Below are 24,157 nucleotides of genomic sequence, written 5' to 3' on the forward strand. Positions count from 1 at the left end.
GTGCCGCAGACCAGGCGGCACGCTGCGCACTGGGGATCGGCCGATATCAAAAAGCCCGCTTCCGGCGGGCTTTTTTGTGCTCAGGCACCTCTGCTTGCAGGGCAGCTGCGACGACGCCGCGCATCGACAATCCCGCGCAGCACTCTGCGCGGGATCATGCCGCCTGCGGCTTGGCAGGCCTGACAAGCGACTTGCTCGCGGGTTCGCTGCGCACGGCAGCCGCCTCCGCCGCGCCATCGCTGTCGCCATTGACCAGCGCAAACAGCGCATCGGCATCGGCTTCCAGCACACGCGCCGAGCGCGCCAGATCGTCGACCATCTGCGCCTGGTCGCGCGCCTGCACACCGATCGATTGCAGCGCGGTGTTGGCGGTGGAAATGTCCCGCGCCTGCTCCTGACTGGCAGCGGCAATCTGCTCCACGGTCGCGGTGACCCGCAGCACCGAGCTGACCATGTCCTGCATCACCGCCCCGGCCTGCTCGGCCAGGCGCGAACCATCGCCCACCTGGTCGGCTGCATTGTCGATCAAGCCGCGAATTTCCTTCGCCGAGACACTGCAGCGCTGCGCCAGGCTGCGCACCTCGGTCGCCACCACGGCAAATCCACGCCCCTGCTCGCCAGCGTGTGCCGCTTCCACGGCCGCATTCAAGGCCAGGATATTGGTCTGGAACGCGATGCCGTCGATCACCTCGATGATCTGGCCGATACGATCGGTAGCCGAGCGTATGCCGGCCGTGGTCTTGACCATGTCGGCGATGACGGTAGCGCCGCGTCGGGCAACATCGGCCGATGCCTCCGCCATGCGCTGCGCCGAGCCGGCACTGTCGGAATTGCTGCGTACGGTCTCTGCCAGCTGATCAATGGTTGTCGAGGTCTGCGCCACGGCTGCCGACTGCGTTGACGAGCGGCTCACCAGGTCCTGGTTGCTGACCGAAATATGGTGCGCCTCGCGCTGCACGTTCTGCGCAATGCTCATGGTCTGCTGCATCAACTGACGCATGCGCTCGGCCGAGCGCACCTGATCGGTGACATCGGTGGCGTACTTGACCACCTTGTACGGACGACCGGACACATCCAGGATCGGGTTATAGGACGCCTGGATCCACACCGGACTGCCGTCCTTGCGCAGCCGACGGTAGCGGCCCGCGTCGAACTGCCCACGCGCCAGCTTCGCCCAGAAATGCCGATAGTCTTCGGAGCCACCGTAGTTTGCGTCCACGAAGATGCGGTGATGCTGGCCGATCGCCTCCTCGGCGGAGTACCCCAAAATGGCCAGGAAGTTGTCGTTGGCACTCAACACGTGCCCTTCCAGATCGAACTCGATCACGCCCATCACCTTGTCGATGGCCTGGATGCGACCATCGGCGTCGGCCGAATCGATCACCTGACGGGTCACGTCGGTGGCGTACTTGACCACCTTGTACGGCCGCCCGTGCTCGTCGAGCACCGGGTTGTAGGACGCCTGGATCCACACCTCGCTGCCGTCCTTGTTGAGGCGCTTGTAGCGCCCCGCGTCGAACGCGCCGCGTCCCAGCTTCTCCCAGAACGCGCGATAGGCCGCCGACTGACGCGTTTGCGCGTCCACGAACATGCCATGGTGCTTGCCGCGAATCTCATCGAGCCGGTAGCCCATCACCGCAAGGAAATTCTCGTTGGCATCGAGCACCGTGCCATCCAGCGAAAACTCAATGACCGCCATGACCTTGTCGATCGCATCGATGCGGCCCTCGAAGTCGGCGGTCTGGCGCACCTGCGTGGTGATGTCGGTGGCGTACTTGACCACCCGATAGGCCTTGCCTGCACGATCCAGCAACGGATTGTAGGAAGCGTTGATCCATACCTCGCGCCCGTTCTTGTCCAGCCGGCAGAATCGCCCGGCGTTGAAGTCGCCACGACGCAGCGCCTGCCAGAACTGCTGATAGCTTTCGCTGTCGCGGTCGCTGGGGGTCACGAACATGCGGTGATGCTGACCGACAACTTCGTCGAGCCGGTAGCCCATCAGCGACAGGAAATTCTGGTTCGCATGCAGGATGCGGCCATCAAGATCGAACTCGATCACCGCCATCACCCGGTCCACCGCATCGGCCTTGTGCTGCAGCCCACGGCTCCGGGAAGAAAACAGGCGTCCAAGCAGAGGCGGTAGGCGCATCGGGGTGAGATCCGAGAGAGGTGTCACAGCCTTAGCGACCCGTGCCCGGCTTACTTGAATCGCTGCATGCAGCGCGTTCGTGGCAATTCAGATGCTGAGGCCGGCACAGCCACCAGCGTGGCGCCAGCGATGCCACTGCAGACCGTCACTGACCTGCCGGCACAAATGAAAACGCCCGCAAATCAGGGATTTGCGGGCGCTTGAAACACTGGCGGAGCGAGAGGCCGATATTGCCCTCTCACTCAGTCTCACCTGATCTCAAGATGCTTGTGTCGCATGACCTGCGACGCTCTATTCGGATCATGCTGAATCACGCAATCGCACGTAGAAACATGGGGCAAAGCATGGGGCAGCATGGCTAGGCCCACCAATCGATTGAGCGCCAGGGCGGCCCAAACCATCACAGCGCAAGGCTACCACGCTGACGGCGGCGGTCTATATCTGCTCGTGGGACCAACTGGGGCTAAGTCCTGGGTCTTCAGATTCCAACTGCGCGGCCGCCGGCGAGAGATGGGACTGGGCTCGACCACGCTGGTCAGCCTGCAGGAGGTGCGGCGCGCTGTCGTGGACCACCGGCGCACGCTGCTGGAAGGCCGCGACCCCATCACCGCGCGCGTGCAAGCCAGGTCGATCGGCCTGACGTTCGGCGAGTGCGCTGATGCGCTCATCGAAAGCCAGAAGGCCGGCTGGAAGAACGACGCCCAGGCTGAGCAGTGGACGCAGTCGCTGCGGGACCACGGGCCGGCGCGGGATATGCCGGTGGCGGATATCGACACGGCGCACGTAATGGCCTGCCTGCGGCAAATCTGGACCACGAAGACCGAGACCGCGTCGCGCCTGCGCGCGCGCATCGAGCGCGTGCTCGACTGGGCGAAGGTGCATGGCCACCGCCAGGGCGACAACCCGGCGCGCTGGCGCGGACATCTGGACAATCTGCTGCCCAGGCCGAGTAAGGTGCGCAAGCCCCAGCACCACGCGGCGATGCCCTACGGTGATGCGCCGGCCTTCATGGCCCGGCTGCGTGAGCGCGACGCCCGTAGCCGCCGTGCGCTTCAGTTCACCATCCTCACCGCGGCGCGGACTGAAGAGGTGACCGGATCGAGCTGGGATGAGTTCGACCTGGCCGCCGGCATCTGGTCTATCCCGGCGGAGCGCATGAAGGGCGGCCGCGATCACTTCGTGCCTCTATCGACGGGGGCGCTGGCCATCCTGCGCGGGCTTGATCGCAAGCTGCCGCCGTTCGCGATGTCCGAGAACACCATGCTGTACCTGGTGCAGAAGCCGGCGCCCAAGGGCTTCGGCCTGCCCTTCACCGTGCATGGGTTCCGCTCGTGCTTCCGCGATTGGGCAGCCGAGACGCAGGACACGCCTGGCGAGGTCGTGGAGATGGCGCTGGCGCATGCGATTCGCAACAAGGCCGAGGCCGCTTACCGGCGTGGCGCGCTCATCGACAAGAGGCGACTGCTGATGCAGGCCTGGGCCGACTACCTGCTCGGCCGCGCAGCTAAAGGGTGAAGCGCCTGGTCTGTTCTCATATTCTGAAACCGACCGGCGGCATGCTGACAGTATGCCGCCGCCCCTTCCTCCTGCCTGCCGCTGGGTCCATGTGTCCGCCGACGAGGCGCTGATGCACTTCAACTACGGATCCGTGGCCCACGTGACTCCGGGGCAAGTATGGCTGTGCTGGCGGGGCTGCACGATCAAGGCATCACACCAGGGAAGCCTACGACAGGGCATGCGCTTTGCGGAGCGCTGGATCGCTGCGCGCACAGGGCTCCCCGGTGTGCGCAAAGCACGACGAATCACCCCAGACGACAAAGCCCGGTGGCCTGGAAGCATCTACTCAGCAGGTTCTCGGCAACCGGCGAAGCATACGCAGACTGCGTTCGTCAGCGCCGGCGCCGGCGCTTTGTGAAGGTCGCTGGCGGCAGGTCGGGGTAATCGGCACGGGCCGCCTCTGCGGCCGCCATCTGTAGCTGTGCCGATTTGACCTTGTTGTCGATCTCGGTCTTCGCCAGGCCATGCCACTTCAGTAGCCAAGCGTTCGCATAGCGAAGGGCACCGGCTTCAGTCGCCATGTACCGCTTCACGGTTGGCCCCTCGCTGTATGCCCGCGTCCGGATAAGGAAGGAACCGTCCTCCTCTGCATGGATCTTGATCACAGGCGAGCCCAGATAGAAGAGCTCCAACCACTCATCCGACCGCCGCCACTGCATAGCCTCGACGGGCGAAACCGGCACGCTGTGGTCGGCCGCATTCATGCCGCAAGCCGGTGCTCGTAGAACGGGTGCCGCTTGTCGTCGAAGATGGCGTACAGAGCACCCAGGTTGCTCGGATCCGGATTGAGCCAGGCGTCGACGTGCTCGGGCTTGATGTTGATGATCGTCCGGTCATGGCCAGCGGCGGCGACCTCTGGCTCCGGATCATCGGTGATCGCGGCGAACGACAGCAGGTCGGGTTCGACGCCTGCGGGATCGCGCCAGTGCGACCAGAGGCACGCCACCAGCATCGGCTCGCCGGTGCGCGGCACGAACTCGATGCGCTGGTTCTGCCCGTCTGGGCCTTCGACGTTCTCGTAGAACCGGTCCGCCACCATAAGCCCGTGGGTGTAGCCAAACTGCCGGCGCCAGAACCCTTCCAGGTTGTCCCGGCGAGCGTTGTACGTGCCGGGGAATTTCCGGTCATACACCGCCGGCGTGCCGGCCGGGCGGCACTGGTAGCGCATCGGCTTGACGACACGCTGGCCGTTCTCGACCACCAGCACCGGGCAATAGACGCCTGGGAATATCCGGCTGTCGTCCTGCCCCCGCGTGCCCTTGAGCGTTTCGAGGCGCCGCTGGGCCTGCTGGATCTTGTTCGTGCCAATGCGCACGTCCTCGCGTGCCTTCTTCGTCTCCCTGACCTGCAGCGCCCGCTCTGCATCGCCGACACGGCGCTTCTGGTCGAAGATCTCACGGGTGAGCGTGTCTGCCTCGGCCGCGTCCGCCGCGCGCAGGTTGTCCTGCAGGTAGGGCGGGCCAATCTCCAGCAGCTCACGCACCATTGCACGCGGCGCCTTGACCCGGCGCGCCTGGGCGCCCTCGCCCCACCAGAAGGTTTTCACGTAGGTCTCGATGTCCATCACGGCACCGAACGCCCGCTGGAACTCTTTGAACTCGGCTCGGATCAACGCGGAGTAACACATGGCCGCCTCTCAACAGTCGCGGTCGGTATCTTGGAGGCCATGCCAGGCCAAGATCTCATCGAGCCGCCGGGAGACGAATTGGGCATCCTCGCCCGTGATGGCGCCGTCCTCAATAAGGTCCGCCATGCCGGCAAAGGCCTGCCAGAAGTGGCAACGGTCGGGGCTGCTCTTCAACAGCGCCGGCACCGCGGCATCGAGATTTTCGAGATGGGTTCGGAGTTGAGCTCTGTCCATGCCCGCAGTATCGGCACCACCGTCTCAGGGCGTGAGACAGGTGGCCGTAGACTGCATGCATGGACACCACCACCCCCAGCCTCTTCGAACAGTTGCAGCAGCGGCTGGCGTGCGCTTCCGAGCCGCTGGAAGTGCTAAACCAGTTCGAAGCGGAGCTGCTGTATGCGTTCCCCGCCGAGGCAACGGTGATTGTCGAGCTGGTCGCGTCCTGGGGGCATCGTCTGGGCGTGCTCACACACGACGACCTTCAAGGCTACGTCTAGGGTGCCGGCTTGGCGCTGCTCAGGCGCCTCGCGGGTGAGCGGCCATCTTGGCACCGCGACCGGCAGATGCAGATTGGCAGCGATATCGGATTTCCGACATCGGCAGGATCCGCACGTTGATGTCGGATTTCTCCGAGATCGAGCAGCGTGCGGGCATAGCTCAAATGAACGTTTTTTTGGATGTGCGGGCCATGCATCTTGGCCTTGCGCCGAGATGACCTCGGGCCGCCGGCACTGACCGGCGCAGCACACTCGGAGAACGTAATGCACGCACTGCTGATCACCGCCGCCGCGGCGCTTATTGGCGTCGCCATCCCTGCCGCTGCCGGCGAACACAGCCAGTTCGGCCGGACAGCCCAGCTGTACCAGGAAACGTCGACCGCCGGCGAGACGCTGGATGCATTCGTCACCCGGATTGCGCCGCGCGCCCGCGCAGCCTCGGTGACTTCCCGAACCATCGTGTGCGGCCAGATCCAGGGCGCCGGCCCCTACACCCTGGCGCTCAAAACCGACGGGCGAAAGGAGTGGTGCGAGGTGCCGAAGACCGCCGCGCCCTATGTGCTGGTCAACGGCATCGCGAAGGACGCGCGCGATGACCACATCCCGGCCATCTATTACCGCCGGCCCGGCTACCTGATAACCCCCTGGAGCATCAAGTTCCAAGACCGCAACGGCGTGCGGCGCGTAGCCGGCGCGCCGGCTCAGTAATTGCGGACGTTGAGCAGCAGGCAATCGACCTGCATGGTTCCGTATGTGCCTGAGGGCGCCGGTGGCTGTGTGCCCGTCCCCTGCTCGTGCACGTAGAAGGTGTTGATGCCCAGAGCAGACGCGACCCCTGGACGGTAGCGGACGCCCGCGACGTAGCCGAGCCGGTCCATCACCCAGCCACCGCCAGGTCCACCGCCACCACCGCCGATCATCCCGCTCACGATGGTGAACGATGCACCGGTGTGCGCAAGTGCGATTGCGACCCCGTCGGCCTGCGTCGGGAAGTCCGCCTGACTGGTGCCGGCGGTGGTGCGCATCCGCCCGATCACCCGCATGTACTTGTAGCGGCTGTCGAACGCCACCTTCCCGCTTGCCGCGTTGCGGAAACGCACGCCCTTGCTCATCACAAAGGCCATCTGTGCCACGTCCGTCGTGTCGAACACGTAGTAGTCGATTGGGACGTTGGCAGATTCGCAAACGAGGTCGAAGGTGAAGGTGCTGCCGCTCTGCGCGCGACGACGTAGGCCAACGAACGACGCGCAGGTCACTGCAATCAGCGGCGCATTGCCCCCGCCCACGGTGACCGTGGCGAAGCCCCGGCCGTTGTTCGGGTTGGCAGGATCGAGGCCGGCAGCAGTGACTGTGCCCTTCTGCTTGAGTGCCAGATTTTCGTAGCGGTCATCGATCTGGATGATATTTCCGCCCTCGGGCCGGATTCGAACGCCGATGGCCATCAGTACCTCCCGTAGGTGAGCACGCCACCAACCTGCGTGCCCATGTTGCTGCCGGCACCGTAGCTCCAGCTGATCGTGCCGGCCTGCTCGTTGACTGTGAAAAGCGGCGTCTGAGCCAGATCAGCGCTACTGCTGGCTGAAAACCAGTAGTAGATCTCGTTGGTACCCAATGCCGCCACGGACACAGAGCTGCTTGATCCTGCGGCGATGGTGACCGCGCCGAACTTGTTCGGCATACGGGTGGAGATGTCGATCAGGATATTGCCGGCCAGATCACGCTGCCGAATACCGCGTGCCATCAGAGCAGCTCCCCGAGTTCGATCACGTTGACGCCGGTGGCGTTGTCCGTCATCCGCCAGCCATAGTTCGGGTGTTCGTTGATGGTGAACCCATCCCCGCGCACTACTCGCCCGCCAGTCTTGTTGATTTCCCAGCGCGGTAGGCCCGAGCCGTTGACCGACGTCGAAGCGATTTGGTTCCCGATCATCGCGTTTGTGATCCATCCGGTGCCGATCAGCGCCTGGTTGATGAACGTCTGGCCGCCCTGGATCACAAACGGCGACGTCAGCGAACCGTTGGCTACGTTGATGACTGCCACACGGTCAGCTTGCAGCAGGATCTGACTCTGGTAGCTGCCATCTTGCTGCTGCTCCACGCCCAGGCCCATGCCCGCTGCATAGATCTTCCCGTCAGCAGTGACCTGCGCGCGCAGCGTGTAGAAGCTGGTTAGCTTCCCGTTGATGTTCGCAGTGCTGCTCAGTGCCTGTGATGCTGAGGACTGCGCGCCGTTCGCTGTGGCTTGAACCGTCGTGACTTGCTGTGCAATGGCACTGTCTGCTGTCGCTCGTGCCGTTGCTTCCACCTGCACTGCTGCAGTGTTCTCCGCCAGCGTGGCCTGGGTGGTGTCGATCCGCTGCGCCAACGCCAGGTCGGCGTTGGCCAGAACACTTTGCACTGTGACCGTGCCGGCGAACACGTTAGTGCTGCCGGCGCTCCAGTCTGTATCGCCAGCCCCATTTACATCCAGCTGGACAAAGATGCCATCGACCTTCGTGCCTTGCGCTGTGACGCGGCCATCAATCAGGCTGATGCTCTGGGTGTTCTGCCCTACTTGCGTGACCAGAGCGCCATAGCCCGCTGTTGCTGCACCGACGTCCTGCCACTTCGTCCCTGGTGGCGTCTCGTTTCCGGCCTGGTCCGGTGTCCACGCATACACGCGCCCGTTGTAAACCACGGTCCGGCCTTTGCCGTAGCTCGCCGCTTGATTCCAAAGCAGAGGCAGCAGCGGCTGCAAACTGTCCACGCTCTGGATCTTCGTGAGCAGATTCTGCGACAGCTCCGTCTCACCAATCTTGCCGGCCAAGTACTTCAGGATGGCGGTGGCATCAGTGCTGCTCTCGCCCAGCACACCATTGGTGATCGGATACCACGGGCCGGTGTTGCCGCTTCGATCAACCAGGCGGCCCCAGAAGAAGAAGCGCGCGCCGGCGGCGAGGCCGAGCATGGAGTGCTTGGCTTGGGGATAGGCGAAGTCCCCGAGCTTTGTGGCGCCTGCGAGGTTGTTGGCCGGGCTGTACCAAATTTCCGTGCGCTGCGTGTCTGTGGCCCCCTGCGGAAAGGTCCACGACAGCTCAATCCCAAAAACGATGCCGGCAGCTGTGAGGCTTGCCAGCGAGGGCGGCGGGGTGGTCTTGCCCGTAATGGCGGTCAGGCCGGACAAAGCGGGCATCGACACCGCGTTGAGCGCATTGACCGCTCGCACTCGCGCAATGTAGTTGCCGGCATAGATGCCGCGCACTTCCATGTTGGTGGTATTGGCACGGCCTGCTTTCACCCATGACATGTCGTCGCGGCGCCACTCCACGTCGTACGCGATGGCCTTGTCAGCCGGATCCCATGCGATGGTGAGCACGTGCTGGGCGATGCCCTGTTCCACGAAGCTGTGCGACGAAAGCCGCACGTTCGTGGGCGGCTGCTGCGCGCTGGGTGGGATGATGCTGATCGGTGGCAGCTCGATGCGTGCGCCGTCGTCGATCGCGGCAAACTTCTGCGGCACATGTTCGAGCGCGGTGATCTGGTAAGTGATGGCGTTCTCGGCCCCGTCGCCCTCGTTGACGGCAAGCACCCGGAAGGTCTGCAGCGCCAGCTCGGCGGTGGAGACCGCCCATACCGACGTCGCGACCGGCACGGTGGCCCATGGCGCCGACACCGATACCGTCGAGCCGGCGATGCCACTGATCGTGCGCGCCTGGCTGCGGCCGTTGCTGCCCAGCACGCGGATGGTGTCGCCTGCGCTCAGGCCTGGCGGCACCAGATCCAGATCTACAGATTGCAGGCTGGCTCCCTTGATGCGCCCGCCGTTGCGGCGGCCCGCACGCTTCGGATCGGCCACCTCGATGATGTCGCCGGGCTGCGGCACGACGCCCTCGAGGCCGACACCAAACGTGACGGTCTCCGTCTCCAGGTTCTCGGTGTAGAGAATGTGCAGGCCAATGCGCTGCGCCTGTGCGCGCGACGTGCACCCCATTGCCGCCACTTCGACCTGCTGAATGCCGTAGCGCGCGATTCCGGGGCGGTACTCGACCGTCTCCACCTTGGCGCGGCCGAAGTCATCCGGGTCGTTCCACGACACCAGCGCCACGGTGTGGCGCACCTTGCGCGCAGAGCCCGAGTAGGTGAACCGACCATTGATGACGTTGGCCTGGTTGAACGTGTAGATCGGGTCTTGCGGCATGTCTGCCGAGGCCAGCACCTGCCCGGCGGCGTAGTACGTGATGCCGCGAAACACCGCCGCCATGTCCTGCAGAATCTTGTAGGCGTCTTGCCTGGTCTGCAGATAGACGTTGCAGGTGAAGCGCGGCTCCTGCCCGCCCTGCCCGTCGCTCACCATCTGGTCGCAGTACTGCGCGATCTGGTACAGGCGCCAGCGATCGACCCAGGCGGCTGGGATGCGATGACCAAGGCCGAATCGGTCGTTCGTCACCAGGTCATAGAACACCCAAGCCGGATTGTTGGTCCAAGCCGGCTTCATGGTGCCGTCCCAGATGCCCGCATAGGTGCGAGCCTGCGGGTCGTAGTTACTCGGCACGGCCACGATTCGGCCCAGGACGCGATAGGCCCGGGTCGGGATGGCCTGGAATTGGCTGGCGTCTACTTCCAGCGCAGCCAGTGCGCAATTCGGATAGCGCAGCTTGGCGTCGATAACCTCGGTCATCGACTGCACCAGCGTGGTATCTGCGATGGTCGCGCTGTTGGCGTTGGGCGTCAGGCGGCGAATGCGGATCTGCCACTGGCTACCCTCGGGCAGGTCGACGCGGTGGCTGCGCTCGTACAGCGTGGTGGTCTTGCCGGTGAAGGCATTGGAGATCACCGTATTGAAGGCGCCGCCGTCGGTGGCCACGTCGATCGCATAGCTGACGCTGTGGCCCTCAATGTCGCCGTTCGTGGTGTTGGTCTTCTGCAGCGCCTGCACCGCGATGCGCACTCGGATCGCGGACAGGTCTGGATTGGTGAAGCTCCGCACGACCGGCTGGTCGCTGCGCAGCTGGACGTTCACCGAGTTCTCGTTTTCCACGCTCGGGAAGCCGGCCAGATGCTCCTGGTCCTGCGTGCCGGCGCGCGTCTCGAATCGCACGTTCTGGAAATTGAAGCCGCCGTCCTCGCCTTGCAGCGGGGTGCCATCCAGGTAGACCGAGCGCAGGCCATCCTTGAGCCCTGAAATCTCACCTTCGCTGATGAGGTCGATGATCTTGGCGAAGGCGATCGATTGCAGGCTGTCCGGCGTTTCCACCGGAGTGCGGGCAGAGCTGGCCCCTTTCTTGGCACCGTGCAGCGCTGGTGCGCGCTCTTGCGCATCGCCGCTCACTGCTGGTCCTCGGCGAAGATGCCACCACTGATGACGGCCGAACCAGTCCAGGTGTCACCGTAGGCGACCGGTACCGGGTTGCCCTGCGCCTGCATGTTCACCGGCCCGTTGAACGCATAGCTCGGGCGATTGTCCGGACTGTCCTGAGTGCCGAGCCCCTTCTGCGTCGGCGAGAGCATCTGCACGACACCGCCGATCACCATAGACACGCCTGCGCTGATCAGTGGGACACCGAACGGCGTCCATAGCAGCAGGGCGCCAGCCACGACCAACACTGCGCCGATGATGGTCTGTAGCACGCCGCCGCGCTTTGAACCCTGCAGCACCGGCGCGATGCGGATTGCGTCATCTCCGGGCGGATCGTGCAGCTGATCCTCGGCCAGGTTGCGCCGGCCGTTGAACACGGCGAACGTCAGGCCGCGGTCCTTGGCTCCCATCAGGAATGCCTGAAATCCTGGCAGCTGCACCGACAGCGCGCGGATGGCCTCGGCCGGCGACGCCACGGCCAGCCGGAACTCCCTGCCGAATTTGGCGCGCAGCACACCGTACAGACGCACCACGCGCACCTTGGGCACTGCATGCATGCTCATGCCACACCGCCGGTGGCGAGCTTGTGGCGCACCACACGCACTGTGCGGTCAGCCCAGTAGCCACCGTAGGGCACGCGCGCCGACAGCCGGTCTGCGAGGTGGTGCAGCATCTGGCCCTCGCCCAGATACACACCGGCATGGTTCGGCACCGGCGCGCGGATCTGCATCACTATCATGTCGCCGCGCTGCGGGTCGTCCTGAATTTCGGAGAAGCCCTCGGCCTGCAGCCGCTCCAGCGAGTAGAGATCGCCGCCGTTGCTCCACCAATCGTCGGCACGCTCGTATTGCGACAGATCGATGCCCATCTCGCGGGCATAGAAGTCGCGCACCAGCGTGTAGCAGTCGAGCACGCCGTGGGCGAACTGGCGACCCACCAGCGGCGCCACGTAGCCGCTCGGCTGGATGGTCTGCACCTCGCCGCACTCCGGCGCGCCGTCGACCTGTCCAACGCTGATGATGTGCCAGGTCAGCCCGCTCGCTTCGCACATCGCCCTGTCCGCATCCGAAGCATGCGCAGACGCATTCGGATGGCTGTGCACCAGCGCCACGATCTGGCCAGCATCCTCCGCGGCGGCGTAATCCTCGGCCGGCAGGATGAAGTGCTCGCTGGGCGTGGCCGCCAGGTTGCGACACTGCCGGTACTGCTCGCCGGTGGCAGAGAGCACGATCAGCCCGCAGCACTCGCGAGGGTACTCAGCGGCGGCATGCGCCTGGATGGCCAGAAGGGTTGCGTGTTCCATGTGGTCGCCCATAGAAAAGGCCCGCACGTGGCGGGCCTTGAGGTGGTGGATGGAGGTCGCGCGCTATGTGCGCAGCAGGCCGGCGGCGGGGAAACCGCCGTAAGGCAGAGGATTGTTGGCGCCAAAGCGCAACTTGCAGGACCGGACCTTGCCGCCGCAGACATCGAGCGACGGATCGCTCAACGGGTTATCGTTGATGTCGGCCACCGGCGGGCCGTTGTATCCGCAGTACGGGCCGCGGTAGCCGCCCCGGATGATCCAGCTGCAGGTGTTGGCGATGATCTGGCGGCCGGGCAGCTGCTCGCCATTGAGGTCGGCCGCGGTGGCCAGCTCGAACTCGACCTGCGTGTCGTCTTCGCTGACCTTGCGCTCGATGAACCAGATCTCGTCGGGGAAGTGCTCTTCTGGATCAGCGGTTGGGTTTCCGCCAGCGAAGTTGACGGGGTCGAGATACTTGGCCAGCGTCTGCCGGCGGATGAGGCGCGCGCCGACCAGGTCATCGAACAGCAGGCACAGCGCGGTGATGGTGCCGTCGATGTTGCCGACGCGCAGGCGCGGGTTCGGGGGCTGGTCGCTGGTGCGCTCGAAGCCGGTGGCCTCGACCGGCCAGGGATCGTAGACCTGCTCCTGCCATACGATCGGAGTGCTCTGGAGGTGAGCGTGGAACAGCAGGGAGTCAGCGCCCAGCGAACTCGCATCCAACTCGAATACCGTCACCCGCGCTCCAGGCTCAAGCGTCTGGATGTCGGCGAGGATGCTCATGCAGACGAAGCCTCAAGCGCGGCCAATCGGCTGGATAGCATCTTGTTCTCGCGCGATAGCTCCTGCACACCCCTGATCGCGACAGCCAGCAGTTGCATCATGTCGATGCTTGATGCCAAAGGAGGCGCGGTGGGTGGCTGTCCCGAGTCATCATCAGCTCTCGATTCATTCTCGGATGGCGCTGGATTAAATGCAGTGGGCACTGCGTCAGCCACATTTTCCGAAAGAAGCCCAACTCGCTTACGCATCTCAACATCGACGCTTTCGATGTAGTTATACGTGACCACGGAAAGCTTGCTAATCGCCTCTAGGGCGCCGGAATAACCTTCGACATTGTCTTTCACGTCAAATGAAGAGGTCGGATTAAAAGCCGTGGCGTTTATCGGTCCGTTCTGCCGGAATATGCGGCTTCCGGGGTCGATACTGAAAACAATTGCACCCTCGCTCACATCCAACAGACCGAAGCTGCCCGCGACTGTTGGGCCCGATGATCCGGATGCGTACAGCTGATATCTGCGTCCGCTGGCACTACCGTTAGCGATCTCAACGCGTGTGACGTTGGTGCTGGTTGAGAATAAATCCAGCCCCGCGCCGTTTGGGGACTGAATTAGAACATTCCCCGTGATCGTGCCGCCCGTCTTCGGAAGCGCGCCATTTGCTAAGGCGTATACCTCGACAAAATTCGCATTTACTTTTCCGAATGCTGTGGGCGCTGGATCCCCAATATAACCTCCATTATTGGTGGTCGTATCGATAACTTGGCGTGCCATTCTTTTTCCTTAAGGCTGGAAATGTTGTACGAAAGTGGCGGACAGCGTGTAATTGCCCCCGCCGTGAGCCACGGGGTTGTAGCCGGCGCACTGGTAGTAGCCCTGCACGGAAAGCGGCGGAGTCCACAGAAAGGACCGACCGGCATGCGCGTCGAGGAACGCAATGATCTGCTTGATCAGCTCCTCCTTGCCGACGCGCGAGATGTTCCAACTCTGCCCCTTGGGGTTGATCCCGTCCGGCGATGTTTGCCGGTAGCTGTCGCCGAACTGTGCAGAGCGCACCGCCAGCGTGACGGTGCCAGCGGCTTCTGTGCGAACCGGCCAGGCGAAGACGTCAGCCACGGGCGCCACCTGGTGCGAACAGGCCGCCCGGGCGCATCTGCTGCTGAAGCACGCGCAGGACCATCGGCTGAATCATCTGATTCAGCGCGCGCAGCATGTCGTTCTCGTCGCCCTGCCGGTCGCTGGTGGCGCTTCCGTCGCTGTTGATGACGTAATTGGTGTTCAAGGTCAGGTTTCCGCCCGTGCCCATGGCAGCCTCGTTCACCGGCCGCCCGGCGGTGATCGGCACCACGCGGCCACCCTGGTTGCCTGGGATCATGTAGGTCTTGCCGCCGGCCTCGTACATCTCTGGCCGACCGCCTTCGCCCACCTCGTAGATCGATCCGCCAGCCACCTGGCCACCGCCAGCACGCTGACCGGCGACAGCAGCGCCGATCGCCGCCACCCAGCTATTGCCGGAGCTGGCAGCCATGGTGCCGAGCGCCTTGAGGAGCTGGGACGCTGCGAGATCCGCAAGCATGCGCTGGATGGTCTTGGCGAAGCCCTTCACCATGCCGCCCAAGCCTTCTTGGAACGGATCGAACAGGAAGTCGGAGAACGCGCCCTGCATGCTTCGGGCGGCCTCCAATCCGAACTCCTTCATCATGTCGCTGCCTTCCTTGGTCTTGGCGATCATGCTTTCGTAGCCTTCGCCGTAGATCGCCGCGTAGTCGTCAATGGCGTCCTTGGTCTGCGCATAGCTCTCCAGCAGCCGCGCCTGCTCCTCGCTCAGCGCGCCGAACGCGCCGGTGCGGATGTCATAGGCAACCTTGACGGCCTCGCCGATCTGCCCGTGCAGCGCCAGCTCGCGCTCAAGGCTCGCCAGGTAGGTGTTGACCTTTTCATCGGTCGCGCCATAGATCGCCGCGATGTCCTCGTTGACGTCCTTGATCTCGGCCAGCTGCAGCAAGCTCTGCGCCTGCGCGCCGGTGATGCCCTTGAGCGATCCGCTCTGGAGCTCGTACAGCACCTTGGCGGATTCGGTGTTCTGGCCGGTGAGCGCCAATTGCTTGGACAGCTCCGCCGACATCGCGGTGTAGGTCTTCTGCAGCTCGGCCGCGGCCTTGCCGGCCTCCTTGTCGGTGTATTCGAAAGTCGCCGTCTTGGCCGGGCGCACCAGCGCTGCATCGTCCGGCAGCGCGCCGTTCTCCAGCAGCTTGACCTCTGGGCGGTTGCGCTTCGTGATCTCCCGCTGCAGAGCCAGCTGTTGCCGCAGCAGGTCGTTGAGCTGCTCCTGCTTCTTGAGCGACTCCGGCTCAACGGCCTGTACAAGGCGCCGCTGCGCAGAAACCACGCCAAGCTGCTCATTCAGACCGGCGGTGGATGCGTCGGCTACGGCCGAAGGGTCTGCACCCTGCAGCGCCCGCAGCTCCTTCACCCGCCCGATGTAATTGACCATCATGACGACGCCGTTGGCCATCTCGGCCGTCAGGCCGCCGACGAATTGCGTAATGGCCACGAAGGCTGATTTGGTGCTGTCCGATCCCAGGAAAGCTGTCAGCTCCTTGACCTGCGGCAACAGCTCAGCGCCAACCTGATTTTTCAGCCCCTGGAACGCCAGATCCATCTCTGCCGTCTGAACGCGCAGCTCCTTCAGCGACTTCGTGGTCTGCGCATCTAGCACGACGCCAAGGCGCTCGGCCTCGTCGCCCCACTTCCGGAAGCCCTCGCCATTGTTGGCGAGCAGCGGGGCGAGCAGCGACGCGTCGTTCGCGATCGCCTCCAGGTAAAACACCATGTCGCCCTGCGACACACCAGCCTTCTCGAGGGCGCTGTAGTACTTGCCCAGCGCCTCCGGCCCGCTGAGGTTGCGGAACTCCTTGGCGGTCAGCCCCACCTTGGGAGCGATGTTGGTGAAGAAGTCCTGCAGCTCACCGCCGCCGTTTTGCAGGAAGTCGCCGACCTTGTCCTGCGTGTCCTTGAAGATGTCGGACAGCTTGTCCTGCTGGATGCCGACCGTCGACGCGCCAGCTGCGAGGCGCTGGAACGTCTGCTCGCTGGTGCCGGACAGCCGGGCGAATCGCTCGATTTCACCGGAAGCGGTTGCCAGCTGCCGCGTCCAGTTGAGGATCGCAGTTCCGGCGACGGCCAAGCCGCCCACGACCGCGCCGCCGATCTTGCCGAATGCCGCACCAACGTCGACTGCGGTGGCCTGAGAGTCCTTGCCGAACTTGCGCACCTGCTTGCTCGCGCGGTCGGTGTCAGTCTCGAAGGAGCCGGTCCGCATGAGCAGATCAACGACGATTGAACCTGCAGTTGCCATGGTCGTCCTATCAGCGGTCGAAGCCGAGCGCGCGCACCATGTCGCGGTCGGCGTCGCTCAGCTCGGGGTCGGTGGGTGTGGGAGCGAGTGCCGTCAGCACCTGCTCGAACTTGCCGCCCATCGAGGCGGCGATGATCGCGGCCGGGCGGTGGTGCCGGTGCAGATCGTCGAAGGGATACAGCGTGTAGTAAGTGCGCCAGCCGGCCATCTCTGTTTCCGGCATCGCATCAATTTCGGTGAGCGTCTTCCCCAGCGCTAGAGCGAGGGTGTATCGGAACCACTCTCCGGTGCCTCGCTCGGCGAGCTGACGTTTCCCTGGTAACTGTGCACCCCGCTGATCGCGGCGGCGAGCGCGTACTGCACGCTGATCTTCAGGTTGCGCGCCTGCTCCAGCGTCAATGCCGGCTTGCCATCCTCCGTGCAGATCGCCTTGGCAATCAGGCGTGCCATGGATTCGGATTGCTTGTCCGGGTCGTCGCTGGACTGGCCAACGGCGAAAGCGCGCACGATGCCGGCCTGCTGCTCACGGATGTGGAACGTGTGCTCCTTGCCGTCGGGCAGCAGCACCTGACGCGTCTGCACATCCGGCGAAACGAACAGCGATGAATCGAACAGCGGCGGCGCGGTGGGAATGGGATTGGTCATAGACGGTTCCAGTCAGAGAGAGCGGGCCGGCGCTGGGCCGGCCCTGCAGGTTGGGATCAGGCCGCCAGCGGCTTGCCGTAACGGGTCACACCACCACTGCGCTGCACCGTGACCGTGCCGCGCACGATCTCGTTGGTTGCGATGTCGATGTTCACGTCGGCGACGTAGCCCTTGAAGGCGAACCCGGAGCGAGCGCTGGCGAGCGGCGGCACCAGCGCGTCGTCAACGCTCAGGGTCGGGGCGGCAGTGCCATCGCTCAGGCCGATGTACCAATCCACCACCTTGCCGCTGTCCTTCAGTGCGAACAGAGCATCGTGCGATGCGTTGCTCGGGATGTAGTTGAAAGGCATGGACACCTGGCCCGGGTTGCCGAGGCCGCGTTGATAGGTTCGGTCCGTGGTCGCATCGAGGCAGGTGTCCTCGATCTGGTCGGCGGCACCGCCCAGGCCGGACGCACCGGTGGGGCATGCGAACTTGGTGATGGCCGGGCCGCCAGCGGCGTCCGGATCGACGAAAAACAGGTGCGTGCCCTGGGTCTTGACGACGCCCTCGGTCATGGCTGAATCCTCATGTGCGCCGCGCGAGGGCGGCTGTGTAGAAGCGACCAGGCGTCAGCGCTGGTCGATGAAATCGGCCTCGAGGCCGATGCGGTAGAGCCTCGTTTCCGAGTCCCGGTTATTGATGACCACGCGATTGGCGATCAGCATCGCGTCTAGCGCAGAGCGCACAGCAAGGGCCAGCTCCTCAATGCCAGCGTCTGTCGCGTGGTAGCAGTCGATCTGCACGCTGGTCGCGTCGCCTTTCGGCGCTTCGCTCAGCGTGTCGTACGGCAGGCCGGTGACGATCTGCCAGACGATGTAGGGCCGCTGCTCGTCCTGCGGCACCTCGCCGTGGCGGCCGATGCGATCGTCGACGATGGCGGCGACCGCAGGCGTGTGGATGGTTCGATAGACCTTCGGCAGCATCAGCGCACCACCCTGCTCTGCTTGGCCAGCTTCTTCGTCAGCCGATCCAGTCGCGTCAGCAGATCCTCGGTGACGATGTCGATCACCTGCGAACCGCGGCGCTGCACGGCCGGACGCAGCCATGGCCGAGCCGGCTGGAGGGCCGAGCCGTATTCCATGAGCTGCGCGGCACGGCGCGTGCTGGTGCGGGCACCCTTGGCATTGACGAAGGACACGCGGCGCACGCGCACAAGCTGGCGCTCACCCTTGGTGCCGGTCGGCGCCTTGCCGCGGCTGGCGATCACCGCCTTCACTGTGGTGCCCGTGCTGTCGTCGCCGTCGGCGGTGATCTGGCGTTGCAGGTTCTCCTTGGCCCGGTCACGCAAGAACCGCGCGCCCTTGGCCAGGGCCAGCTTCACCGGCCCGCCGCGCTTGCTCACCACTTCGGCAGGCAGCGACTGCAGCAAGCCGACGACATCGCCGATGCCGTCCAGCTTGATATCGACCTTCATGCCTACTGTCCGTCGTTGGTGCCGGTCGAAACCGGCAGCGTCAGATACTCCAGGCCACTCTCGCGATCGGCGAGTGCACCCTGGATGTTGTAGATCTCGGCATCGGCGCCGTTGCGCACGTGCACCGCGCGCATGCTCGCCAGAATGCCGGCGCGGTACCGGATGGTGATGCGAGCCGAGACTTCACCCTGGCCTGCGCCGGCGGCGATGAACTCGCGCGCCGAGAGGGGTTCGATCGCGGCTGCCAGGGTGCCTGCGTGAACCGGCTGCCAGGTGGTGCTCTGGACACCATCGTCGTCACGCGCGGTGACCTGCTTCTCGATGCGGATGCGGTGACGCAGCTTGCCAGCGGCGATGTTGCTCATCAGGCCACCGTTGCCCTGCGCAGCGGCACAAGCTGGGCGGTTGCCGCCTTCGTGAGGACATACCCGTGCCCAGCATCCGCTGGGACGACGTTGTCACCTTCGCCTTCGCGGTAGCGGTACTGCGAGGCGAGCTCCAGCAACGTCGCCGCGACTACGGACGGGTGCAATACGGGATTGTCCTGTTGATCCAGAACCGGCATCGGCACGCCCGCTGCATCGCGCACCAGCGCGCCGGCGGCGTCGCGCTTCAGCAGGTACAGGCGCCAATCCTGCTTGAGCCAGGCCGCGACCATCTCGGAGACAGCAGGAATCCAAATCGCGAGCCATTCCCCATCTGCATCGGTGTCCAGACGCAGCTGTGCCCGGGCCGCATCGGTCGTAACGAACTCACGCATTGCCATTGCTCAATTTCACAGGCTCGGCCGCCACCCGCACGCTCTTTCCATCTTTGCCATCACGTCCCTTGCGCGCCGCGAGATACCAATCTGCGTCGTTCTCCAGACAGGGCTTCGAGGCGTTGTCCCGCTTGGCAATCCAAAGTGCGCCGTCGTGGGTAACGGACTGCGCCGACTTCGTACCCATGCCCTCGCGCCAGAAGCCGCGGTGCTGCATGTACGGCAATACCAGCTCGGTGCGGCGCTCACCTGCGCCCAGGGTGATCACGAAGCCGCGCGATGCGTCGTACTCGCCCGTGGCCGATTCGAAGCTGAGGCCGTCCTGCCCGTCCTCACCGACGACCCTGCCGAGCCTGACCGCCTCGCCCTTGGTCGTAGTGATCACCAGCTCGCCTGCACGGTCGATCATTGCACCGGCCAGGCCGACACCGTCGGCGCCGGCCTGCGGCGGGTGCGCGCGGAGATACTTGGCTACCTGCTCGGCCAGCTGCTGGTCGGTGACAGGGGGAGCATCCTGGCCATTCTTCGGTTCCGGCAGGGCCGACACGGCCGCCTTCACTGCCGACTCGATCAACGCCGGATCTGCGTCACGTCCGTGCTGAACGGGATTGGCATCGAAGTGCTTTGACACTGCGTCAACCGTGGCGACATCCACCAACGTCAACAGCCGCGGCGAGTCCAGCAGCTTCGCCACCACAAGGTCCGCCAGCGCATCGACGTCCACCTGGTCTGCATCCTTGCCGGGCTCGCCTTTCGCCGGCGCGCGCTCGCGCAGCTCGGCCAGCTCACGCTGCACAGGAGCGATTGCATCGCGGATCAAACCGCCAATCTCCTTGCCGAAGTCGATGGGATCAGGCATTGCGGAACACCTCGGCTCGTGCGGCCACAAGGGCCCTCAACATGAAATTTTCCTGCGCTAGCGCGCGTGCATCATCGCTGGCATCAGGCTGCGGCTCCTCCGATTCCGAATCGTCCGCTGGGTCCGGCGCCGTCGATACTGGCGGCAGCTTGTTGTTGCGGATCTCAGAAATCGGGTAGTCCTGCTGCTGTTTGTAGATGGTGTCTCCACCATCGATTGGTGCCAGGTTGAAGACCTTCCGGGCTTCGTTGCTGGTCTTAATTTCGCCTTCCACCAGCTTGCTCTCGACCTCGGCCTGCTTGCCCACGTCCATACGCAGCAGGGGCTCCAGATCGAGCTCCACGCCGCGCGGCCGCTTGATGCCGAGGCCATCATCCAGCAGCGCCTCCATCGCCTCGATGTGAGCTTGCAGGGCGTCGGAGTAGTACAACTGGTTGAGGTCATCGACGGCCAACCCGGCAGGGATCGATCCAATGCCGATTTTGAACGGCGGAATGCCGAAGGGCTGGCACACCTGCTCGTCTGAGTAACGCATCTGCTCCACCAGCTGCGAGTCGGCAGCCTTGAAGGCGAACGGGGTGAATTTCATGTCCGCGCCGATGACCGCAACCTTGCCTGCGTTGGAGCCCTGGAAGCTGGTGTTCCAGTAATTTTTGACCTCAGTTGCATCGGTTTCGGACATGCCGGCCGGTGCCGTGAGGATGCCGCCGGGGTTGGCGCCATTGGAAAAGAACGTGGTCGAATCCTTGAGGATCTTGAGGTTCTTCACGGCCGCCCAATTCGCCGCGCAAAGAGGCGGAACGCCGATCAGCTGGTGGTGGAAGCAGTTCATCCTGTCATGGATGATTTCTGTCGCAGGAACGACAAGTTGGTCGCCCGGATAGCCTTCGGGAAGCAGGTTGTTCGATGACGAATAGTTCAGCTGGTAAAAGACGTCCCCTGACTCGGAAACCATAGGCTGGACCCTGGTTGGGTCGAGAACCCACAAGCGGTTAACCACACCGCGCTCGTCACGCCCCTTCAGCACATATGTGTTGCCTTGCACCAGCTTCGACAAGACCCACGTCTCACGGAACTGCTGCGCGGTCTGGTAAGCGTTAGGCTTTCGCAAGACAGGCCAATATGCTGTATTCGCAGCGTCCACCCGCCAAATTCCGTCGTCGCCTTCAAGCTTGAGCACGAACGGCAACTTGCCGATATCGCTGTTGATGCGATTGAAGCAGGCATAGAGCGTTGGATACGAAAGAACGGTGTCGTGCCGCTCCTCCATGTTCTTCTGCCAAGCCCCTGTGAATGGCTCCCGCACCAGCGGCTGCCATCCATTCCGCCCCGCGCCCGCGTCAACCGGCGCCAGCGACTTCAAATAGTCGGACCCGTACGTACGCAGACCGGCCTCGGTGGCCAGATCACGGGGCGAGAACACAGTCATTCGGAGGCGTCCTTTTCAGCCGCGGACGGAGTTTCCTTAGCCTTTGCTACCGCCTTTTTGGCGGACTTCTTGGCGACCTTGGGCACCGCCTTTGCTGCTGCCGCATCGCGCCTAGCCTGTGCTGCGGCGCGCTGCGCTTCGATCTCATGACTGTCCGGCTGTGCCGGCAGCTGTGCCTGCATATCACGGCGTAGATAGCCACCGTGGCGCTCCAGCAGCGGTGCCAGACGTGCGTCGACGTTCATCACGCGATTGCGCCTGATCATCTGGATCTTCGACATTTCAATGCTCCCGGGAAAAGAGACGGGGGCCGGGGCCCCCGTCAGAACCGTCGTGCGTTAAGCGCCGCCGCCAGCGTCCGGAACGACCGCGTTGGTCCAGTCAACACCGGTCAGGTAGGCAACCGCCTGCGGACGGCGCTTTTTCCAGTTGACGTAACGCTCGGCGCGAATCGCCAGCTGGTTCGTCTGGAACATGCTCTGGATCTGCGCAATCGTCGGCGTGGCAGTCGCATCGTCATCCATGATGATCGTGGCTTCGCGGCTGATATCGATCGTGACTACGCCGTCATCGGCCAGGTAGATCTCGCTGGTGAAGGCCAGAATGAACATGCCGGCGGGCACGTAGTTCGAGACGATCAGGGGCACGCCGTCGATGTCTCCACCGGTCATGCTGACGTTCGGGAACTCGCGCGCCATCAGCGGATTTCGCAGGCCGGCCAGCTGACGCGCAGTGGCGCTGTTGGTGATGTAAACCGCACTGCCCACCGGCAGGTTGGTCAAGTCAGCGGTTGCCCAGAGCGACTGGATGTCCGCGTAAACATCACCCGTGGCTTCGATCGGAGTGACGCCATTCGTGATAGAAGCGGGCGACAGCCCGGCACCAGTAGCTGCGGCCTTGTCGGGATCGACAAAGTCTTCATCCATGCGCTCGATCACCGCATCCGACAGATCATCGCGCACGAGGATCTGAATCGAAGGGTCGGCAAAGCGCGCCAGCTCTTCGGTAATCACCGAGATGCCAGCGATCTTGGCCCACTTCAGCTCGGCCGTGTCGTAACCCGACTTGGTGACCGGCTTGCGGAAACCTTCACCGACCCACTGGGCGCGGCCCTTCGCAGTCTTGCCCGGGATGCGGACGTTGAACGGGACGCGGCGCAAGCCCGGCACGTTGCCCTGGCCGAGCTGACCGATGATCGTGCGCGGACGCAGAAAGTCGACGAACTCGCTCGACAGGTTCTGGTACTGCACCAGGTTGCCGGCCCACGAGGGATCGGTGGTGTTGCCCGCGGCAACCGCAGCTTTCATGATCTCGTTCAGCCGCAAGTCGTCACGGAACACGTTGTCGGAGAAGGCCTTGGCGCTCGACACGTCGCCCTTGCCCGCATACATCGCCATGGCGAAACGGGCGAAGCCGATGCCCTGCTCTTCGTTCTTGCGGCTATGGATCAGGGCGGGGCCCTTGCCGGCTGCACGCTTCGGATCAGACGCCGAGCCGTTTTCCTGGACGATCTGCGCGGCCGGCACGGCCGACTTGGCCTGCACCGCCTGCAGCCGGGTCAGGCGATCGATGTCGCCATCCAGAGCCTTGATCTGGCCCTCGATGTCGTCGAATTCCTCCTGCTCGGCGGTGTTGAAGGAGCGGCTCTCCTCCATGGACTTCTGGGCGATATCGCCCAGCTTCTTCTGCAGGGCCTCGCGCGTCGCGCGCAGCTTTTCCAGCTGTTCCTGAATGGTCATTTTATTTCTCTCTCTGAGATAGGCGCAGCCTTACGGCCCGGCTTCCACACCGGGCGATGCCTGCAAAAAAGGAAGCGGGTTCCACCCCGCAGGGCTCAACAGCCCTTTGAATCAATGCAGCAGCTTCACCGCGCCGCCGGCCGGCCGTTCGACCGGCGTCGGTTCCCGCTGGATGAGCGGGACGCCATAGCTCGAAGAGCGCCGCGCGCCACCGGTATCCATCGCTTTGATGGTCTGGATCGTGGCGGCCGCGTTCGCCGGGATGGTCACCAGCGAAAGCTCGTAGATCTCCGTCTCCGTGAAGCGGACTCCGCCACCGTCCATGTAGCTGTATTCGAGCGCCCGGAAGCCGATGGACACACCGCGCACCAGTTTCTCTTTGACCGACTGCCATGCGAGGTCGCACATGTCTTTCAGAGCGCCCGGAGTCTCGATCTTGGCGACACTTGCCGAGAACGGGATGCCCTGCTTCGTCGGCTTGCCGAACTTGACGATGCCGACCGGGCTGTCATGGCGATGCTGCCAAAGCAGTGGAAGCTCTGCTGCGAACTTGGCACCCAACGGCTCAACGATGTCGCCATAACGGTCCGGCTCCGGGGTGGTGGCCCAGCCGGTGATGATGCGCTGGTCGTCGTCGTAGCTCTTGACTTCCAGCACGCTGTAGGCGCGTTCTTCGGTCTTCATTT

General features: G+C 64.1%; 28 protein-coding genes. 3 read left to right on the top strand and 25 right to left on the bottom strand.

What is annotated here, in order from left to right; all coding sequences use genetic code 11:
* Positions 1-154 precede the first annotated feature (154 nt).
* Positions 155-2,122, bottom strand: a complete 1,968-nt coding sequence (locus tag AC1KVE_RS12575; RefSeq protein ID WP_184434435.1) for a methyl-accepting chemotaxis protein — start codon at positions 2,120-2,122, stop codon at positions 155-157.
* Between the two features lie 381 nt (positions 2,123-2,503).
* Here AC1KVE_RS12575 and AC1KVE_RS12580 point away from each other — a divergent pair, with 381 nt between their 5' ends.
* Positions 2,504-3,664, top strand: a complete 1,161-nt coding sequence (locus AC1KVE_RS12580; protein ID WP_481092312.1) for a tyrosine-type recombinase/integrase — start codon at positions 2,504-2,506, stop codon at positions 3,662-3,664.
* A gap of 374 nt (positions 3,665-4,038) precedes the next feature.
* Here AC1KVE_RS12580 and AC1KVE_RS12585 read toward each other — a convergent pair whose 3' ends face one another.
* Genes AC1KVE_RS12585 through AC1KVE_RS12595 form a run of 3 tightly spaced genes read right to left on the bottom strand, consistent with a single transcriptional unit; the run spans position 4,039 to position 5,567 of the window.
* Positions 4,039-4,410, bottom strand: coding sequence for a hypothetical protein (locus tag AC1KVE_RS12585; RefSeq protein WP_481092311.1), 372 nt, complete (start codon positions 4,408-4,410; stop codon positions 4,039-4,041).
* A complete protein-coding gene (locus AC1KVE_RS12590) occupies positions 4,407-5,333 on the bottom strand; it encodes an SOS response-associated peptidase family protein (RefSeq protein ID WP_481092310.1) in 927 nt (308 codons plus the stop codon). The genes AC1KVE_RS12585 and AC1KVE_RS12590 overlap by 4 nt, the downstream gene beginning before the upstream one ends.
* A 9-nt stretch (positions 5,334-5,342) precedes the next feature.
* On the bottom strand, positions 5,343-5,567 hold the full coding sequence (locus AC1KVE_RS12595; RefSeq protein WP_481092309.1) for a hypothetical protein: 225 nt from the start codon (positions 5,565-5,567) through the stop codon (positions 5,343-5,345).
* A 59-nt stretch (positions 5,568-5,626) separates the two neighbouring features.
* Between AC1KVE_RS12595 and AC1KVE_RS12600 the strand changes: the two genes are divergently transcribed.
* On the top strand, positions 5,627-5,830 hold the full coding sequence (locus AC1KVE_RS12600) for a hypothetical protein (RefSeq protein ID WP_047124409.1): 204 nt from the start codon (positions 5,627-5,629) through the stop codon (positions 5,828-5,830).
* A gap of 264 nt (positions 5,831-6,094) precedes the next feature.
* Entirely contained in the window at positions 6,095-6,538 is a 444-nt protein-coding gene (locus tag AC1KVE_RS12605) for a hypothetical protein (RefSeq protein WP_481092308.1), read from the top strand.
* Here AC1KVE_RS12605 and AC1KVE_RS12610 read toward each other — a convergent pair.
* The 21 genes from AC1KVE_RS12610 to AC1KVE_RS12710 form a co-directional block, all read right to left on the bottom strand.
* Entirely contained in the window at positions 6,532-7,272 is a 741-nt protein-coding gene (locus tag AC1KVE_RS12610; RefSeq protein ID WP_481092307.1) for a hypothetical protein, read from the bottom strand. The two genes, AC1KVE_RS12605 and AC1KVE_RS12610, sit on opposite strands and share 7 nt — an antisense overlap.
* Complete coding sequence (locus AC1KVE_RS12615) at positions 7,272-7,571, bottom strand: hypothetical protein (protein WP_481092306.1); 300 nt, start codon at positions 7,569-7,571, stop codon at positions 7,272-7,274. The genes AC1KVE_RS12610 and AC1KVE_RS12615 overlap by 1 nt, the downstream gene beginning before the upstream one ends.
* Positions 7,571-11,137, bottom strand: coding sequence for a TipJ family phage tail tip protein (locus AC1KVE_RS12620; protein ID WP_481092305.1), 3,567 nt, complete (start codon positions 11,135-11,137; stop codon positions 7,571-7,573). The genes AC1KVE_RS12615 and AC1KVE_RS12620 overlap by 1 nt, the downstream gene beginning before the upstream one ends.
* Complete coding sequence (locus AC1KVE_RS12625) at positions 11,134-11,721, bottom strand: tail assembly protein (protein WP_481092320.1); 588 nt, start codon at positions 11,719-11,721, stop codon at positions 11,134-11,136. Before AC1KVE_RS12625 ends, AC1KVE_RS12620 begins: the two co-directional genes overlap by 4 nt.
* A gap of 2 nt (positions 11,722-11,723) precedes the next feature.
* Positions 11,724-12,467 carry a C40 family peptidase gene (locus AC1KVE_RS12630; RefSeq protein ID WP_481092304.1) on the bottom strand — a complete coding sequence of 248 codons (744 nt, stop codon included), beginning with the start codon at positions 12,465-12,467 and terminating at the stop codon, positions 11,724-11,726.
* A 63-nt stretch (positions 12,468-12,530) separates the two neighbouring features.
* Positions 12,531-13,229, bottom strand: a complete 699-nt coding sequence (locus AC1KVE_RS12635; protein WP_481092303.1) for a phage minor tail protein L — start codon at positions 13,227-13,229, stop codon at positions 12,531-12,533.
* Positions 13,226-13,999 carry a tail fiber domain-containing protein gene (locus AC1KVE_RS12640; protein WP_481092302.1) on the bottom strand — a complete coding sequence of 258 codons (774 nt, stop codon included), beginning with the start codon at positions 13,997-13,999 and terminating at the stop codon, positions 13,226-13,228. Before AC1KVE_RS12640 ends, AC1KVE_RS12635 begins: the two co-directional genes overlap by 4 nt.
* 9 nt (positions 14,000-14,008) lie before the next feature.
* Positions 14,009-14,341 carry a phage tail protein gene (locus tag AC1KVE_RS12645; RefSeq protein ID WP_481092301.1) on the bottom strand — a complete coding sequence of 111 codons (333 nt, stop codon included), beginning with the start codon at positions 14,339-14,341 and terminating at the stop codon, positions 14,009-14,011.
* Entirely contained in the window at positions 14,334-16,583 is a 2,250-nt protein-coding gene (locus AC1KVE_RS12650; protein WP_481092300.1) for a hypothetical protein, read from the bottom strand. Before AC1KVE_RS12650 ends, AC1KVE_RS12645 begins: the two co-directional genes overlap by 8 nt.
* Positions 16,584-16,593: 10 nt before the next feature.
* On the bottom strand, positions 16,594-16,806 hold the full coding sequence (locus AC1KVE_RS12655) for a phage tail assembly protein T (protein ID WP_126965814.1): 213 nt from the start codon (positions 16,804-16,806) through the stop codon (positions 16,594-16,596).
* Positions 16,807-16,838: 32 nt separating this feature from the next.
* Entirely contained in the window at positions 16,839-17,228 is a 390-nt protein-coding gene (locus AC1KVE_RS12660; RefSeq protein WP_481092299.1) for a phage tail assembly chaperone family protein, TAC, read from the bottom strand.
* 56 nt (positions 17,229-17,284) lie between these two features.
* The gene (locus AC1KVE_RS12665) at positions 17,285-17,785 is read right to left on the bottom strand and encodes a phage tail tube protein (protein WP_046932034.1); all 501 of its coding nucleotides are present in this window, start codon (positions 17,783-17,785) and stop codon (positions 17,285-17,287) included.
* 54 nt (positions 17,786-17,839) lie between these two features.
* Entirely contained in the window at positions 17,840-18,193 is a 354-nt protein-coding gene (locus AC1KVE_RS12670) for a DUF3168 domain-containing protein (protein ID WP_481092298.1), read from the bottom strand.
* Positions 18,193-18,684 (bottom strand): hypothetical protein, encoded by a 492-nt coding sequence (locus AC1KVE_RS12675; RefSeq protein ID WP_126965811.1) that lies wholly within the window; start codon positions 18,682-18,684, stop codon positions 18,193-18,195. The genes AC1KVE_RS12670 and AC1KVE_RS12675 overlap by 1 nt, the downstream gene beginning before the upstream one ends.
* Before the next feature lie 2 nt (positions 18,685-18,686).
* Positions 18,687-19,049: a phage head closure protein gene (locus AC1KVE_RS12680; RefSeq protein ID WP_208412998.1), complete on the bottom strand. Its 363-nt coding sequence runs from the start codon at positions 19,047-19,049 to the stop codon at positions 18,687-18,689.
* Positions 19,049-19,444 carry a hypothetical protein gene (locus AC1KVE_RS12685; RefSeq protein ID WP_481092297.1) on the bottom strand — a complete coding sequence of 132 codons (396 nt, stop codon included), beginning with the start codon at positions 19,442-19,444 and terminating at the stop codon, positions 19,049-19,051. Before AC1KVE_RS12685 ends, AC1KVE_RS12680 begins: the two co-directional genes overlap by 1 nt.
* Positions 19,437-20,303 carry a hypothetical protein gene (locus AC1KVE_RS12690; RefSeq protein WP_481092296.1) on the bottom strand — a complete coding sequence of 289 codons (867 nt, stop codon included), beginning with the start codon at positions 20,301-20,303 and terminating at the stop codon, positions 19,437-19,439. The genes AC1KVE_RS12685 and AC1KVE_RS12690 overlap by 8 nt, the downstream gene beginning before the upstream one ends.
* Entirely contained in the window at positions 20,296-21,732 is a 1,437-nt protein-coding gene (locus tag AC1KVE_RS12695; protein ID WP_481092295.1) for a phage portal protein, read from the bottom strand. The genes AC1KVE_RS12690 and AC1KVE_RS12695 overlap by 8 nt, the downstream gene beginning before the upstream one ends.
* The gene (locus tag AC1KVE_RS12700; RefSeq protein ID WP_481092294.1) at positions 21,729-22,013 is read right to left on the bottom strand and encodes a hypothetical protein; all 285 of its coding nucleotides are present in this window, start codon (positions 22,011-22,013) and stop codon (positions 21,729-21,731) included. Before AC1KVE_RS12700 ends, AC1KVE_RS12695 begins: the two co-directional genes overlap by 4 nt.
* A 57-nt stretch (positions 22,014-22,070) precedes the next feature.
* Positions 22,071-23,471 carry a phage major capsid protein gene (locus AC1KVE_RS12705; RefSeq protein ID WP_126965807.1) on the bottom strand — a complete coding sequence of 467 codons (1,401 nt, stop codon included), beginning with the start codon at positions 23,469-23,471 and terminating at the stop codon, positions 22,071-22,073.
* A 111-nt stretch (positions 23,472-23,582) separates the two neighbouring features.
* Entirely contained in the window at positions 23,583-24,155 is a 573-nt protein-coding gene (locus AC1KVE_RS12710) for an HK97 family phage prohead protease (RefSeq protein WP_126965806.1), read from the bottom strand.
* Positions 24,156-24,157: the final 2 nt, after the last annotated feature.

The sequence above is a fragment of the Xanthomonas sp. NCPPB 2864 genome (assembly GCF_056675615.1).